The sequence below is a fragment of the Streptomyces xanthophaeus genome, from assembly GCF_000725805.1.
Classification (GTDB): domain Bacteria; phylum Actinomycetota; class Actinomycetes; order Streptomycetales; family Streptomycetaceae; genus Streptomyces; species Streptomyces xanthophaeus.
In genome coordinates this window covers 61682-75066 of the sequence record NZ_JOFT01000024.1, presented here as the reverse complement: position 1 = coordinate 75066, position 13385 = coordinate 61682, and the positions used below count along the sequence as shown (strand labels likewise).

The 13385-nt window shown below is 74.8% G+C and carries 16 protein-coding genes and 2 tRNA genes; 12 read left to right on the top strand and 6 right to left on the bottom strand.

The genetic code is table 11. The features are described from left to right. Nucleotides 1–114: 114 nt before the first annotated feature. Genes IO30_RS0116380 through IO30_RS0116370 form a run of 3 tightly spaced genes read left to right on the top strand, consistent with a single transcriptional unit; the run spans nucleotide 115 to nucleotide 2885 of the window. On the top strand, nucleotides 115–1182 hold the full coding sequence (locus IO30_RS0116380) for a chorismate-binding protein (protein WP_031143664.1): 1068 nt from the start codon (nucleotides 115–117) through the stop codon (nucleotides 1180–1182). 15 nt (nucleotides 1183–1197) lie between these two features. Then, nucleotides 1198–2019, top strand: coding sequence for an aminotransferase class IV (locus IO30_RS0116375; protein WP_031143662.1), 822 nt, complete (start codon nucleotides 1198–1200; stop codon nucleotides 2017–2019). A 41-nt stretch (nucleotides 2020–2060) separates the two neighbouring features. Beyond that, the gene (locus IO30_RS0116370) at nucleotides 2061–2885 is read left to right on the top strand and encodes a GNAT family N-acetyltransferase (protein WP_031143660.1); all 825 of its coding nucleotides are present in this window, start codon (nucleotides 2061–2063) and stop codon (nucleotides 2883–2885) included. On the opposite strand, the gene IO30_RS0116365 is transcribed toward IO30_RS0116370, so the two are convergent. Beyond that, the gene (locus IO30_RS0116365) at nucleotides 2882–3376 is read right to left on the bottom strand and encodes a DsbA family protein (protein ID WP_031143658.1); all 495 of its coding nucleotides are present in this window, start codon (nucleotides 3374–3376) and stop codon (nucleotides 2882–2884) included. The genes IO30_RS0116370 and IO30_RS0116365 overlap by 4 nt on opposite strands. A 187-nt stretch (nucleotides 3377–3563) precedes the next feature. Here IO30_RS0116365 and IO30_RS0116360 point away from each other — a divergent pair, with 187 nt between their 5' ends. Further along, entirely contained in the window at nucleotides 3564–3992 is a 429-nt protein-coding gene (locus IO30_RS0116360) for a hypothetical protein (protein ID WP_031143656.1), read from the top strand. A 100-nt stretch (nucleotides 3993–4092) separates the two neighbouring features. Beyond that, entirely contained in the window at nucleotides 4093–4266 is a 174-nt protein-coding gene (locus IO30_RS45975) for a hypothetical protein (protein WP_167347266.1), read from the top strand. Here the strand turns inward: IO30_RS45975 and IO30_RS0116355 are convergent. Beyond that, complete coding sequence (locus tag IO30_RS0116355) at nucleotides 4207–4827, bottom strand: CGNR zinc finger domain-containing protein (RefSeq protein ID WP_031143654.1); 621 nt, start codon at nucleotides 4825–4827, stop codon at nucleotides 4207–4209. The genes IO30_RS45975 and IO30_RS0116355 overlap by 60 nt on opposite strands. A 212-nt stretch (nucleotides 4828–5039) precedes the next feature. Further along, complete coding sequence (locus IO30_RS0116350; RefSeq protein WP_031143652.1) at nucleotides 5040–5453, bottom strand: SsgA family sporulation/cell division regulator; 414 nt, start codon at nucleotides 5451–5453, stop codon at nucleotides 5040–5042. Between the two features lie 177 nt (nucleotides 5454–5630). Between IO30_RS0116350 and IO30_RS0116345 the strand changes: the two genes are divergently transcribed. Together IO30_RS0116345 and IO30_RS0116340 are read left to right on the top strand one after the other, a co-directional pair. Next, nucleotides 5631–6068: a TIGR02611 family protein gene (locus IO30_RS0116345; RefSeq protein WP_031143650.1), complete on the top strand. Its 438-nt coding sequence runs from the start codon at nucleotides 5631–5633 to the stop codon at nucleotides 6066–6068. A 46-nt stretch (nucleotides 6069–6114) separates the two neighbouring features. Further along, a tRNA-Val gene (locus IO30_RS0116340) sits at nucleotides 6115–6186 on the top strand. A gap of 47 nt (nucleotides 6187–6233) precedes the next feature. On the opposite strand, the gene IO30_RS0116335 is transcribed toward IO30_RS0116340, so the two are convergent. Continuing rightward, nucleotides 6234–8606, bottom strand: coding sequence for an SCO7613 C-terminal domain-containing membrane protein (locus IO30_RS0116335; RefSeq protein ID WP_031143648.1), 2373 nt, complete (start codon nucleotides 8604–8606; stop codon nucleotides 6234–6236). Between the two features lie 152 nt (nucleotides 8607–8758). On the opposite strand from IO30_RS0116335, the gene IO30_RS0116330 reads away from it, so the two are divergent. After that, entirely contained in the window at nucleotides 8759–9247 is a 489-nt protein-coding gene (locus IO30_RS0116330; protein WP_031143646.1) for an SRPBCC family protein, read from the top strand. 38 nt (nucleotides 9248–9285) lie between these two features. After that, nucleotides 9286–9357 (top strand) — tRNA-Val (locus tag IO30_RS0116325). A 60-nt stretch (nucleotides 9358–9417) separates the two neighbouring features. Here IO30_RS0116325 and IO30_RS0116320 read toward each other — a convergent pair. Next, complete coding sequence (locus IO30_RS0116320; RefSeq protein ID WP_031143644.1) at nucleotides 9418–10143, bottom strand: 3'-5' exonuclease; 726 nt, start codon at nucleotides 10141–10143, stop codon at nucleotides 9418–9420. A gap of 216 nt (nucleotides 10144–10359) precedes the next feature. On the opposite strand from IO30_RS0116320, the gene IO30_RS0116315 reads away from it, so the two are divergent. The 3 genes from IO30_RS0116315 (at nucleotide 10360) to IO30_RS0116305 (ending at nucleotide 12775) form a co-directional block, all read left to right on the top strand. Then, entirely contained in the window at nucleotides 10360–10938 is a 579-nt protein-coding gene (locus IO30_RS0116315; RefSeq protein ID WP_031143642.1) for a DUF4365 domain-containing protein, read from the top strand. After that, complete coding sequence (locus IO30_RS0116310; RefSeq protein ID WP_051859836.1) at nucleotides 10938–12188, top strand: hypothetical protein; 1251 nt, start codon at nucleotides 10938–10940, stop codon at nucleotides 12186–12188. The genes IO30_RS0116315 and IO30_RS0116310 overlap by 1 nt, the downstream gene beginning before the upstream one ends. Before the next feature lie 86 nt (nucleotides 12189–12274). Beyond that, on the top strand, nucleotides 12275–12775 hold the full coding sequence (locus tag IO30_RS0116305; protein ID WP_031143638.1) for a GNAT family N-acetyltransferase: 501 nt from the start codon (nucleotides 12275–12277) through the stop codon (nucleotides 12773–12775). 6 nt (nucleotides 12776–12781) lie between these two features. On the opposite strand, the gene IO30_RS0116300 is transcribed toward IO30_RS0116305, so the two are convergent. Then, a complete protein-coding gene (locus IO30_RS0116300; RefSeq protein WP_031143636.1) occupies nucleotides 12782–13270 on the bottom strand; it encodes a GNAT family N-acetyltransferase in 489 nt (162 codons plus the stop codon). Between the last annotated feature and the right edge of the window lie 115 nt (nucleotides 13271–13385).

The following is a 13385-nucleotide window of genomic DNA, read 5'->3' as shown; positions in this document are numbered from 1 at the left end:
TTCCCGGGCCAGCTCAAAAACGCGTTTCCGCAGCGTGCTGCCGCTCGATCACCAACGGTCACCCGGCAGTCGCCTCACCGGCGCCGCCGCGTCACCGGTCATAGACTCGCAGCCGTGCACGACCTGCCTCCTCTGGCCCGCTTCGGCGGCCTCCTCGCGACCGACCTCCGAGACGTCACCAGTGATCCCGCCGCCCTCGACTCCACCGGGTTCTGGGCCGTGGCCGCGGACTTCGAAGGGCGGCTCGTCTGCGCGCGCTTCGGGGACATACGTCCGGACCCCGTCCCCTCACCCGTCCCCGGGGCCTGGAGCGGCCCCGACCCCGACGAATGGACCTCCTCGCTCGACCGGGCCGCCTACACGGCCGGCGTACGGCGCATCCGCGAGCACATCGCCGCAGGTGAGGTCTACCAGGCCAATCTCTGCCGGGTGATGTCCGCGCCGCTGGCCGACCCGGCCGGCGCCGATGTCGACGCACTCACCGCCCTGCTCGCGCGCGGCAATCCGGCGCCCTATGCAGGAACGATTCGGCTCCCTGCTCACGGCGTCGAGATCGCCACCGCCTCCCCCGAGCTCTACCTGCGCCGCACCGGCCGCCACGTCGCATCGGGCCCCATCAAGGGCACCGGCCGCACCGTCGCCGACCTGCTCCCCAAGGACCACGCCGAGAACGTGATGATCGTGGACCTCGTACGCAACGACCTCGGCCGGGTCTGCGCCACCGGCTCCGTCACCGTGCCCGAGCTGTGTGCCGTGGAGGAGCACCCCGGCCTGGTCCACCTCGTCTCCACCGTCAGCGGGGAGCTCGCCGAGGGTGCGGGCTGGCCCGAGCTGCTCGCCGCCACCTTCCCGCCCGGCTCCGTCACGGGCGCCCCGAAGTCCTCCGCCCTGCGGATCATCGAGGCACTGGAGACCGCCCCGCGCGGCCCCTACTGCGGCGGCATCGGCTGGGTCGACGCCGACCAGGGCAAGGCCGAGCTGGCCGTCGGCATCCGCACCTTCTGGATCGACCGGGAGGCCCCCGGCGGCCCCCGCCTGCTCTTCGGCACCGGCGCCGGCATCACCTGGGGCTCCGACCCCGACCGCGAATGGGCCGAGACCGAGCTGAAGGCCGCCCGGCTGCTGCGGGTAGCGTCAGGGATCCACGAGGCGCCCGTCCGCCCGCGCGGCGAACGGGACTAGGGGAAGGACAGCACGGTGAGGATCTGGCTCGACGGAGCGCTGCGGGACACGGACGACGCGAAGGTGTCCGTGTTCGACCACGGTCTGACCGTGGGCGACGGCGTCTTCGAGACGCTCAAGGCGGAACGCGGCCGGGCCTTCGGGCTCACCCGCCACCTGGAGCGGCTGACCCGCTCGGCCCGCGGCCTCGGTCTGCCCGACCCCGACCTCGACGAGGTGCGCCGGGCCTGCGCCGCCGTACTGGAGGCCAATCCGATGCCGCTCGGCCGGCTGCGCGTCACCTACACCGGCGGCGTCTCCCCGCTCGGCTCCGACCGCGGCGAGGCCGGGCCCACCCTGATCGCCGCCGTCGCGCCGACCACCCGCCGCCCGGACACCACGGCCGTGGTCACGGTGCCCTGGGTGCGCAACGAGCGCAGCGCGGTGACGGGCCTGAAGACCACCTCGTACGCCGAGAACGTCGTCGCGCTGGCCGCCGCCCACCGGGCCGGAGCCTCCGAGGCGCTCTTCGCCAACACGGTCGGCCGGCTCTGCGAGGGCACCGGCTCCAACGTGTTCGTCGTGCTCGACGGGGAACTGCACACCCCGCCCGTCGCCTCCGGCTGCCTGGCCGGCATCACCCGCGCCCTCGTCGCCGAGTGGGCCGGGGCCAAGGAGACCGACCTGCCCTTCGAGGCGCTGGAGCAGGCCGAGGAGGTCTTCCTGACCTCCTCGCTGCGCGACGTCCAGGCGGTGGTCCGGATCGACGGCCGGGAGATCGGCTCGGGTCCGGGTCCCGTCACCGCCGGGGCGATGCGGGCCTTCGACGCCCGCTCCGCCGACGACCTCGACCCTTAACCCCTGTCGCACCGGGCCGCGGGGCGGGTAGAACTCGGACGATGACCACCACCCTGCGGCCGTCCGGGCCGCTTCAGCAGAGCGAAGGCGGGGCGCGCACGCGCCCCTACGAGATCCGGGTCAACAGCAGGCGCGTCGGCGCCCTGCTGATCACCTCGGACACCCCCTTCGGGCCGACCGTCGGCGAGATCCGCGACCTCGGGGTCGAGACGCCCGACCGCGGCCGGGGCCGGGCCACCGTGGGCGCGCTGGCGGCCGAGGAAGTGCTGCGCGGCTGGGGCTGCCGCCGGATCCGCGTCTCGGTCCCGGCGGACTCGGCGGCGGGCCTGCGCCTGGCCCGGTCCCTCGGCTACACCGAGTACAGCCGCAACATGGTCAAGGACCTCCCCGAGGAGCCCCCCGCACTGTCCGAGGGCGTACGGGGCCGCCCGATGACGGAGGCCGAGTACGGGTCCTGGTACGCCGAGGCGGTCCGCGGCTACGCCGAGGACTGGATCGCCCGGGGCATGCCCGAAGAGGCGGCCCGCACGAAGTCGGCCACGGACCACGAGAACATGCTGCCCGCGGGCGCGGCCACACCCGGGGTCTCCTTCTCCGTCCTGGAGGCGGCCGGAGAGCCCGTCGGGCACATCTGGGTCGCACCGTCGGGGGACGGCTCGTACGTCTTCGACGTCGGGGTCGACCCGGCCCACCGGGGCCGCGGGTACGGCCGCGACCTGATGCTCCTCGCGGAGGGCACGGCGCTCGCCGCGGGCCACCGCACGCTCGCCCTCCACGTCTTCACGGACAACACCCCGGCCCTGCGCCTGTACGAGTCCCTCGGCTACCGCCCCACCCAGTTCAACTACGCCAAGGACCTGATCTAGCTCGCGAGCAGGCGGTCGGCGATCTCCTCGATGCGGGCGCGCAGGCCGTCCTGGCTCTTGCCGCCATCGAGCCGTTCGCCGTCGATCACGTAGGTCGGGGTGCCGCTCACGCCGATCGCCTTGCCCTCGGCCTGGTCGGCGTCGACGATCAGGATGTGCCGTCCGTCGATCAGGGCGGTGTCGAACTCCTCCACGTCGAGGCCGAGTTCGCGCGCCACGTCCAGCAGGACCGGCTCACCGCGCTCGCCGAGTTCGGCGGTGCGGGCCAGCAGGGCCTCCGCGTACGGCCAGCCCTGGCCCTGCTCGACGGCCTCCTCGGCGGCCTGCGCCGCGGCGAAGGCGTGCTTGTGCTTCTCCAGCGGGAAGTGGCGCAGCCGGATGTCCAGCCGGTCGCCGTAGCGGGCCCGCAGGGCGCGCACGTCGTCCAGGGCGCGGTGGCAGTCCGGGCACTGGAGTTCGCACCAGACGTCGAGGATCACGGAATCGGTCATACGGACAGTCTCCCAGCACCGTGCCGCCGGGCCGACCGGGACCCGGGCGGCCCGGCCGGGACCTGGGGAGGAGGCGCGACCCGGAGATGTCCCGGAGATCCGTCCGGGCGGCGCCGTGCGCCTGGCCGCCACGGCGCCGGCCGGTGCAGGATGGATGGGGACAGACCGCCCAGCTCTGGAGGACCGCATGCTCGCCGAGACCATATGTTCCGCGGTGTCCGCGGCGGGCCTGGGCATCGCCGCCGTGACCGCGTACCGCAAGCGCTTCCTGGCCGCCACGCGGATCGCCGCGTACGCGCTGGTGCCGGTGGGGCTCGTGCTGACCGGCGTCGTGGAGTGGGTGTCCGGGATGGTCTTCGACCCGGCCGTCTGGGTGGGCTTCGGCCTGCTCGCCCTCGCCGGGCTGCTGCTCCTCACCACCCGCGCGGTGGAGCGCCGCGGCCTCGGCAGGCGGGAGGCGGGCAAGCAGGCTCCGCAGGCCGTCGCACCGGCCGCCTCCGCCCCCTCGCTCGACGCGGGACCCGCCGCCCGCCCGGGCGGCCGCCGCAGCGCCCCGGCCGCACCCGCGGAGGACTTCTCCGACATCGAGGCGATCCTGAAGAAGCACGGGATCTGACCCCGGCGGCCCGGCCGCCCACAAGATCGGGCGAACTCCCGCGCGGAAGTTGGCGTGTTGAGGCACGGATGGCGGCGTGCTGCGCCATCATCGGCCCGACATGCTCGACACATCGCAGGGTGAGCCGACGGTTCCCGCGCCGCTCCCCGCCCCCGTCGCCGAGGAGCCGCGAGGCTGCCTCTTCGCGCTCTCCCAGCCCCCGTTGATGATCTTCCTAGGAGTGATCGGCACCTTGCTGCTGCTCGCCGCCGTGCACGATCTGTTCCTGCTCTGAGGCCTCCGCGCCGGCCTCCTTGCGCCGGGCCCGGTAGGCCGCCACGTGCAGCCGGTTCCCGCAGGTCCGGCTGTCGCAGTAGCGCCGGGAACGGTTCCGGGAGGAGTCCACGAAGGCCCGTCGGCAGTCCGGGGCCTCGCAGCGGCGCAGCCGCTCCTGCTCGCCGGAGACCACGATGAAGGCCAGCGCCATGCCGCCGTCGGCCGCCAGGTGGTCGCCCACGGAGGCGCCCGGGGCGAAGTAGTGCACGTGCCAGTCGTAGCCGTCGTGGTCGGTCAGCTGCGGGGTGGTCCCGGCCGTCGCCACCAGCTCGTTGATCAGTGTGGCGGCCGCACGGGAGTTCGGTGCCGCGAAGACCTGGGCGAACTTGCCGCGCACCGCCCGGACGCCGGCGAGGTCGCGGGCGCCGAGCTCGCCGACGTCGCTGATCGCGTACTCCTTGACGAAGGCGCGCAGCGCGCCGATGTCCGCCAGCGCGTCGGGGTGGTCCACCTCGGCCGCGGTGTTCACCAGCGCGACGACGACGTCGAGCGCGCGACGGGTGTCGTGGGGGATCTGCACGGGGTCTCCCTCGGGGGCCGGGCCTGCGACGACGACCTGTGCCGCCGCTGGGGGAGGACTCTAGCCGGTCCCTCTGGCGGGCTGTCCCCACGCACACCGGCGCCGTCCTCGTGGATGGCTTCCGCGAGAACAGCGCCGGCACTGCCGTATGTGGTTGTCCAGCTCGCACCGTCGCCCCGAGTCGGACGGTGTCGAGCGGGTGTATCCCTGGCTCAGCTTTCGGCCAGGATGTGGGAGAGCTCCTTGTCGAGGTCGAAGTGCCGGTGCTCGGTTCCTGGCGGAACCGCGGCGTCCGTCCGCTTGAGGAACGACTCGAGTGCTCGGGCGGGTGCTTCGAGCAGTGCTTCTCCCTCCGGTGAGCTCAGGGCGATGCAGACGACGCCCTGACCGTGGCTGCGGGACGGCCAGACGCGGACGTCGCCGGTACCGGTGGGCCGGTGGAGGCCCTCCGAGAGGAGGTCGCGGGCGAATACCCATTCGACCGTCTCCTCGGCGCCGGTGTGGAAGGTGGCGTGCACGGCGTAGGGGTCGGCCGTGTCATACCGCAGGCCCGCGGGAACAGGCAGTGAGGACTCGCTCGACACAACGAGGCGCAGGTGCAGCTCGCAGCTGACCGTGGTGTTCATAAGCGCCAGGGCCTTTCGCTCAGTGTGCGCTCGGGGATTCGCACGTCGGCGAAATCGACATGCCACCTACGGTGCCGTTGTAAACCCCTCTGACCGTTTTGCGGACCTCTGGGTCCCTCGTACGGCGGATCCAAACCACCATTCACGTGTGTATCCGGCTCGGGGTAGATTCGACCCATGAATACGGGGAGTGACCGCGAGATCCATGAGTCCACAGCTGCCGAGCCGGCCGCCGCCGAGACGCCGCACGTCTCGAAGGCCCCGGCCTTCGTCAAGGCGCGCCGGACGCTGCACCTGAGCTGGCAGGTCGGCGTCTTCGTCGTCGGCCTGGCGGTGATCGCCGCCGGTGTGGCCATGCTCGTCCTGCCCGGCCCCGGCTGGGTCGCGATCTTCGCGGGCCTTGCGATCTGGGCCACCGAGTTCGCCTGGGCCCACCTCGTCCTGCGCTGGACCAAGCGCAAGGTCACCGAGGCGGCGCAGAAGGCGCTCGACCCCAAGGTCCGGCGCCGCAACATCATCCTGACCAGCGCCGGGCTCGTCATCGCGGCCGCGCTGGTGGGCTTCTACCTGTGGAAGTACGGGCTCGTGCTGCCCTGGGACATCAAGGATCAGTGATGGTCAGGGAGCACCGCTGACATGGGGTAATGTTTGCGGTGCGTCCGGGCGATTAGCTCAGTGGGAGAGCACTTCGTTCACACCGAAGGGGTCACTGGTTCGAACCCAGTATCGCCCACCCGGACCAGAGGCCCGGAGACTTTCACAGTCTCCGGGCCTCTGTCGTCAGCCGAGCCGGCCCAGCGCGTCCCGCAGTCGCCGGGCATCGCGCAGCCGCTTCTCGTACGTCGCTCCCACGGCCAGCAGCAGCAGACCCGCCAGGGCCGGCGGCAGCCAGCGCGGGAGCGCACCCACGACCTGCGCCACGTACGGGGCCAGCTCGTGCAGGGCCACCGCCGCCAGCACGGCGCCGCCCAGCAGCAGCGGGGCCTGGAGGCGCCGGTGGGCGCCCGCCAGGGTCACCGCCAGCGCGGCCACCCCCAGCAGCAGCGGCCGCAGCCAGTGCTCGTCCCCCCAGGCCGCCAGCAGGCTCGGCAGCAGCGTGGCCGCCAGACCCGGGCCGTACGCCGTCCAGGACGAGCACCGCGGGTCCCGGCGGCGCCGCAGCAGGCCCACCACGAGCGCGGGCACCGTCACCGGCAGCGTGTACGCCTCCGGCGCCGTGACCCCGGCCTCCGCCAGCCGCACCCACGTGGCCAGGGCGAACAGCGCCCCGGCGGCCCAGCCCACCGGGCGCCGGTCCGCCCGCACCGCCGCACCCGCGCAGACCACCCCGGCCAGCGCCAGCACCAGCGACACCACCGTGGCCCGGCCGCCCGCCGCCGCCAGCAGCACGGCCACGCCGCCGGACACGGCCGCCGCGATCTCGGACGCCACCCGGACGCCGCCCAGCCGGGGCCCGAAGGCGGCCACCGCCGCCGGGACCGCCAGCACCGGCAGCGCCCACCAGGACAGCGCCAGCTCCGCGGCCGCGGAGGCCGCCACCAGGACGCCCGTGGCGTACCCGACGGCGCACACCGCGGCCCCCGGCCGCGCCCAGCGCGGAGCGGGCCCGTACGCCGCTCCCGCCGCGCAGCCCGCGCCCAGCAGCCCCCACACCGCGAAGGTGGCCGCACGGCCGTCCAGCGCGGCCAGGGACACGTTCGCGGCCCCGGCCAGGCCGCACAGGGCCGCCGCCACCGCCACGCCGCGCGCCCGGGACCGCAGCACCAGCAGGCCCGCGCCGGCCGTCACCGCCAGCTGGGCGGCGAACACCGCGGCCACCGGGAAGCCGAGCAGCAGCGGCGCCGTGAACAGCCCCGACCAGGCCAGGACCACCGCCACGACCAGCGCCTCGGGCCGCCGCAGCACCCGGGACAGCCACCAGGCCGCCCCCGCCGCGGTCAGCAGCACCACCGGTACCGCCGCCCCCGGCCAGTACGGGTCCGCCGACGGCGTCGACCCCGCCCACACCTCGCCCAGCACCCGCACCCGCGCCAGCAGCGCCGGGGCCACCGCCGACCAGGCCGCCAGCGCCGCCAGGGCCGTCACCAGCGCCCCCGCCAGGCACAGGCCCCGCCGGACCTGCCCCGGGAGCCCGGGAGCCCGTACGGCCGCCAGCAGCGGCAGCGCCACCAGCAGGTGCGCCACCACCGTCCAGCCCGGATCCAGCTCCGGACGCACCGCACCGCCCAGCGCGGTCACCGCCGCGAGGCCGCCCGCGAGCGCGGCGGACCAGGCGCGCGGCCGCAGCCAGGCCACCGCCACCCCGGCCGCCGCCACCGCCAGCAAAAGGAGCCCCGGGGCGAGCGCCGCCGCCACCGAGCCCGCGGACCACGACCGGACCGCCCCGATCAGCAGCGCCCCCGAGCCCAGCACCGCCGCCGGGACCCACGCCACCGCGGCCGGCAGGGCCCGGGCCCGCAGCGCCAGCGCCGCGTCCAGTGCCGCCGTCGCCAGCAGCGCCCAGCCGAGCCCCAGCGGCCCGGACTGCGCGGCCAGCGCCGCCAGCGGCAGGGGCCACTGCGCCGCCAGCACCGCCGCGGGCACCGGGATCCGCAGCGCGGGCAGCCGACGGGCCAGGCCCATCCCGTACCCGGCCCACATCACGGCCCCCACGGCGGTCGCGGCCGCCGCGTAGCCGAGCGGGTCGGTGTCCGGCAGGGCGACCGCGTACAGCGCGTACGCGTCCAGCACCGTCAGCAGCAGACCCACCGCGGCCACCGACTCGGCCGTCGACCTCAGCCCGCGCCGCAGCAGCAGCACCGGCGCCCCCAGGGCCGCCGCCGTCACGACCGCCAGCACGGCGGAGCGCCCGGCGATGCCCAGCGAGCCCCAGCTCACCAGGGTGAAGGCGAGTGCGGCCACGGCCAGCAGCACCGCGCCCAGGACGAGCAGCACGTTCTGCGCGCTCGGCGCCGAGGCCTCCTTCGCGGGCCGCCCCGGAGCCACCCACCCGGGAGGCGGGCCCCACGCCCCGGCCGGAGCCGGACCGGAGGAACGCAGCATCCGCAGCAGCCAGTCCCGGCGCGTGAGCAGGTACAGCCGCCGGGAATCGAGTTGGGCCAGTTCGCGGTCGATGAGCGCCAGCTCCTCGGCCGGCGGCAGGGGCGTGTTCATGAGGGGGAGTGTGGCGCCCGTCACGCCGTCAGGACATCGGCGTGCGTACTCAGATCCGCCCTGAGTACGCACGGGGCGTCGCATCCGTCACCGGTGTCACCGGTGTCACCGAACCGGGCGTGCGCGGCCCGGCCGCGGGACAGACTGGACCCATGCACCAGATCCGCCGGGACCGCTGGAGCCACTACCGCTTCCGCAGCGTGTGGGACCTCGACGCCCCGCACACACGCGTCTACGCCGTACTGGAACGGATGGGGGAGTACCCGCGCTGGTGGCCCCAGTTCCGCAGGGTGGAACGCGTCGACGACCGCACCGGCACCGCGCTGATCCGCTCGGCCCTGCCCTACGCCCTCCACGTCACCACCACCGAACTGCTCCGCGACCCGCGCCGCGGGGTCCTGGAGGTGGCGCTCGACGGCGACATCGAGGGCTGGGCGCGGTGGACCGTACGCCCCCGCGGCGGACCCGGCGCCCCGCGCACGCGCGCGCTGTACGAGCAGGAGGTCGAGGTGCGCCTGCCCCTGCTGAGGCGGCTCGCCGTGCCAGGACGCCCGGTGTTCAGGCTCAACCACGCCCTGATGATGCGGGCCGGACAGCAGGCGCTCGCGGCCCGGCTGACCTCTTCCCCGGAAGCGGTTTGAACCAGCCCCAAGGCTTCTGTATTGTTCAGTGCGTTCCCGGGCGATTAGCTCAGCGGGAGAGCACTTCGTTCACACCGAAGGGGTCACTGGTTCGATCCCAGTATCGCCCACCGGGACAGGCCGGTCCGTCTGATGACGGACCGGCCTTCCGCATGTACGGCCCCCTCCGCTCACGCCGCCGTCGACAGGTCGGGCCGCAGCGGCCAGTGCGGATCCACCGGCTCGGGAGTGCCCTGACGCGCGAACCACGCCTGGAGGCCCCGCGCCTGCGCCGCGTGCCACACCTGCTGGAGCGTGTGCAGCTCCGCCGGGGTCAGCCGCTCCAGCCGCCCCGCGAACCGCCGCCCCACCGCCCGTACGAGCTCCAGCGAGGCCATCGCGTCCGCCGCCGCGTCATGGGCGTCCTCCAGCTCGATCCCGTAGTGCGCGCACAGGTCCGTCAGCGTCCGGCGGCCCTTGCGGTAGCGGTCCAGGTGCTTGTCCAGCACCCGCGGATCCAGCACCGTCAGCGGCCGGTTGTCCAGATAGCGCGACAGCGAGGACGCCCGGTGCCTGCGCAACTCCCGGTCCAGCAGCGTCAGGTCGAAGGGCGCGTTCATCACCACCACCGGCCGGCCCGCCACCTGCTGCTCCCCGAGGGCGCGGGCTATCTCCTCCACCACCGGCGCCGGCCAGCGGCCGTGGCGCTGGAGGTGCTCGTCGGTGAGGCCGTGCACTTCCGTGGCCCCCGGCGGCACCGGCACCCCGGGGTTGACCAGCCAGCGCGTGGAGCGGACCCGGCCGCCCGCACACTCCTGCACGATGAGCGCGGCGGACACGATGCGGTCCGACTCCACGTCCACCCCGGTCGTCTCCGTGTCGAATGCGGCCAGCGGGCCCTCGTACCAGCGTGTCATGGCGAACTCCTCGTCCCCGGTCGGCAGATGGGGCACCCGGGCGCGGCCGCCTCGGAACGTGCCACCCTTGCCCGAATCGGTGATACCCGGGCTGTTTGCCCCGTACGCCGTTTGCGGGTGCCCGGGTGCGGAGACAACTTTCCTGGGGGGCCGTACACATGACCGGTCGTCACCCCACCACCCACGGCAGAGCCCGCAAGGCATGGGGAGCCGGCCATGGCGCTCGCGCAGCCCGAACAGGGCGGGGTGCTGCAGGGGCAGATCGATCCGCGAAGCGGACCGCTGCGCGGCACACTCGCCACCACCGCCTGCATGGAGACCCTTCAGGTGGGATACCTGCACGCCGTCGCCGCCGCGGCCGGCTGCTCGCTCTCCCAGCCCTTCCCGGACAACGGCATCGACTGGCACGTCAGCCACGGTGCGCCCGAGCACGTCGTCGACGACGAAGTCACCATCAAGGTCCAGCTGAAGGCGACCTACCAGGTGGCGCCCAGCCCGGCCGGACCCACCTTCGGCTTCACCCTCGACAACGACCACCTGGTGAAACTGGCGCGCACCCCGGTCGCCGTCCACAAGATCCTCGTCGTGATGCTCGTCCCGCGCGAGCGCGACCAGTGGCTCTCCGCCGGGCACGACCGGCTCGACCTGCGGCACTGCTGCTACTGGACCAACCTCGCCGGACAGCCCGTGACCGGCCGCCGCCGGACCACCGTACGGATACCGACCACTCGGATCTTCGACGACCGGGCGCTGTGCGAGATCATGACCCGGGTCGGGTCGGGAGGGACACCCTGATGCACTGGCACTCACCGAACCTCGAACCGCTGTCGTCCCCGGAGCACTTGGGGTACGCGGACCTCACCCGCCCCGGGACCCCCGACCCCGCGCAGGTCGACCCGGCGGTGCTCGGCGCGCTGCTGCACCGGCACGGCTGGCTGCGCCGGGGCGGGGCAGCCGGGCGGTACGGGCGCTGGACGCCGCCCGCAACCCACCCCGGCGCGGTCTCCGCGACCAGCCTGCTCGTCCCGGAGAGCCGGACCTTCCCCGACTGCGCCGACCTGCTGGAGGAGGCGCTGACCGCCCTGTCGCGCAGCGCGCTGCCCTCGGCGCGCGAGGTGCTGTACGGGCTGAGCGTGCCGAGCGACGAGATCCGCTGGGAACGGGAGATCCCGGAAGGGCCGTACGGGCTCCGGGGCGACGCCGCGTGGACGGTGCAGGAGCAGCTGCGCTCGGCGGCCCGGCAGCTCCTGCTGGCGGGGGCGCTGGCGGACCGGGCGAGGGCCGGCTACTACGGGGCCCGGCACCGGGGGCAGGCCGAACGGTCCCTGGACGGGGTGCTGGTGGGCCCCTCTCCCGGCGGCCGGCGGCTGACCGCGTACGTCCCGGTGGACGGGGGCCGGGGGACCGTGACGCGGCTGCACCACGCGCTGCACGCGGCCCGCGAGGCGGTGGACTACCGGCGGGCCACCGGCGGCATGGAGGCCTTCGACGCCGCCGTGCAGGCAGGGGTCAGCCGGGAGCTCGCCGACGCGCTCATCGCCCTGGTCCGCGGCTCGGAAGGGGCCAGGATCGCGCTGGCCTGGGCCCCGGCGGCGGGGGTCCCGGCGGGTTGCGCGGCCCGGCCGGAGCCGGTGGAGTTCTCGCCGGGCGACCTGCCGGTGCTCCGCGACGCGGCGGCCCGCTACACCCGCGGGGAACCGGCCGTCGCGGTACGGATCGCGGGCGCGGTGGTCCGCATGCGGCGCTCGGCGGCGGGCGGCGGCGGCACCGTCCGGCTGCGGGTCCTGGGCGGGGCGGAGGTCCCGTACGTCCGCGCCGCGCTGGACGAGGAGGCGTACCGGGTGGCGGGCCACGCGCACCTGGTGGGCCTGCCGATCCGGGTCAGCGGGCGGCTCCAGCGGCGGGGCGGCTTCCGGCGGCTGGCCGACGCCACGGACGTGACGCCGGTCCCGCTGGACGAGGTCGAGCGGGACCGCCTGATGAAGTCCCTGGACGACGCCTTCGACCCGGCGGACGTGCTGCCGACGGACGACCCGGCCGACTAGGCCCGACCGGGCCCGACCGGGTCGAACAGGCTCGCGGGCGCACAATGTGCGTGCGGCGGCGTCGGCCGGCGTGGTACTCCACCGACATGGACGATCTCCTCACGGCACGGCTCGTGCTCCATCCGATGACTCCCGGCGAGGCACAGCACGTGGCGGCGGGCGAGCCGCACGGCGGCGCCCGGTGGGAGCCCGGGTACCCCGGCGCGGCGGACGTGGCCGGGGCCAGGGCCTTCCTGCGGGTGTGCGCGAGCACCGGGGACCCCCAGCCGTTCGGCGCGTACGAGATACGCCGCCGCGAGGACGGGCGGGCGATCGGCGGCCTGGGCTTCCACGGCCCCGCGGACGCCGAGGGGGCCGTCACGATCGGCTACGGCCTGATCCCGTCGGCGCGGGGCGCGGGTTACGCCGCCGAGGCGCTCCGGGCCCTCCTCGCCCTCGCCCGCGGCCTCGGCGTCACGCGCGTGCGCGGCGACGCGGACCACGACAACCGGGCGTCCCACCACGTGATGACCGCCGCCGGCATGCGGATGGTGGCCGAGGACGGGCGGCTGAAGTACTACGAGATCACCTGGGCCGGGAGGGACTAGGACGGCCTACGGCCTTGCCGTGGTGACCGCACTGCGGGTGAACGAGGCCATGCGCAGGCCCGGGGCCGGGGAGAAGTCCGCGCCGCGGACGAAGCCCCGGCCTTCGTACAAGGTCACCGCGGGGAGGTTGGCCGCGCCCGTGGTGACGGCGACCTTACGCCCCGGGAAGGTCCCGGTCAGCGCGTGGTCGAGCAGCGCGGAGGCGACGCCGCGGCGGAACCAGGCCGGGGACACGCAGAGCCGGTCGAGGTGGACGACGCCGTCCGCGGCCTCGTCCCAGGCGAGGAACCCGGCGATCCCGCCCGTGGGGGACACGGCTCCGAGCCACCGGAGCGGCCGGGCCCGCAGCTCCGCCAGGCTCTCGCGGAGCGCCGGGATGCCGTCGAAGCCGATCAGCTGCGCCTCCACCGCGTACGCGGCCCGGCCGATGCGGTGGACGGCCTCGGCGGTCGCGTCGTCGCTCAGGTGCAGCGTGCGGATCAGCGGGCCGGGCATGCGGGTCCGTTCGGGTCGCGGGGCGGGGCGTCCACGCTACCGGGCGGGCCCGGAGTTAACCGTTTAGCGGCTCAGCCACTCCGCTCGGTACGATTCAGACGCGCAGTGTTCGCTC

Excerpts from the sequence above, each read along its gene's own strand:
- IO30_RS0116370 (WP_031143660.1), top strand. The coding sequence starts at position 2,061 with ATGACCACCACCCTGCGGCCGTCCGGGCCGCTTCAGCAGAGCGAAGGC.
- IO30_RS0116365 (WP_031143658.1), bottom strand. The coding sequence starts at position 3,376 with ATGACCGATTCCGTGATCCTCGACGTCTGGTGCGAACTCCAGTGCCCG.
- IO30_RS0116360 (WP_031143656.1), top strand. The coding sequence starts at position 3,564 with ATGCTCGCCGAGACCATATGTTCCGCGGTGTCCGCGGCGGGCCTGGGC.
- IO30_RS45975 (WP_167347266.1), top strand. The coding sequence starts at position 4,093 with ATGCTCGACACATCGCAGGGTGAGCCGACGGTTCCCGCGCCGCTCCCC.
- IO30_RS0116350 (WP_031143652.1), bottom strand. The coding sequence starts at position 5,453 with ATGAACACCACGGTCAGCTGCGAGCTGCACCTGCGCCTCGTTGTGTCG.
- IO30_RS0116345 (WP_031143650.1), top strand. The coding sequence starts at position 5,631 with ATGAATACGGGGAGTGACCGCGAGATCCATGAGTCCACAGCTGCCGAG.
- IO30_RS0116335 (WP_031143648.1), bottom strand. The coding sequence starts at position 8,606 with ATGAACACGCCCCTGCCGCCGGCCGAGGAGCTGGCGCTCATCGACCGC.
- IO30_RS0116330 (WP_031143646.1), top strand. The coding sequence starts at position 8,759 with ATGCACCAGATCCGCCGGGACCGCTGGAGCCACTACCGCTTCCGCAGC.
- IO30_RS0116320 (WP_031143644.1), bottom strand. The coding sequence starts at position 10,143 with ATGACACGCTGGTACGAGGGCCCGCTGGCCGCATTCGACACGGAGACG.
- IO30_RS0116315 (WP_031143642.1), top strand. The coding sequence starts at position 10,360 with ATGGCGCTCGCGCAGCCCGAACAGGGCGGGGTGCTGCAGGGGCAGATC.
- IO30_RS0116310 (WP_051859836.1), top strand. The coding sequence starts at position 10,938 with ATGCACTGGCACTCACCGAACCTCGAACCGCTGTCGTCCCCGGAGCAC.
- IO30_RS0116305 (WP_031143638.1), top strand. The coding sequence starts at position 12,275 with ATGGACGATCTCCTCACGGCACGGCTCGTGCTCCATCCGATGACTCCC.
- IO30_RS0116300 (WP_031143636.1), bottom strand. The coding sequence starts at position 13,270 with ATGCCCGGCCCGCTGATCCGCACGCTGCACCTGAGCGACGACGCGACC.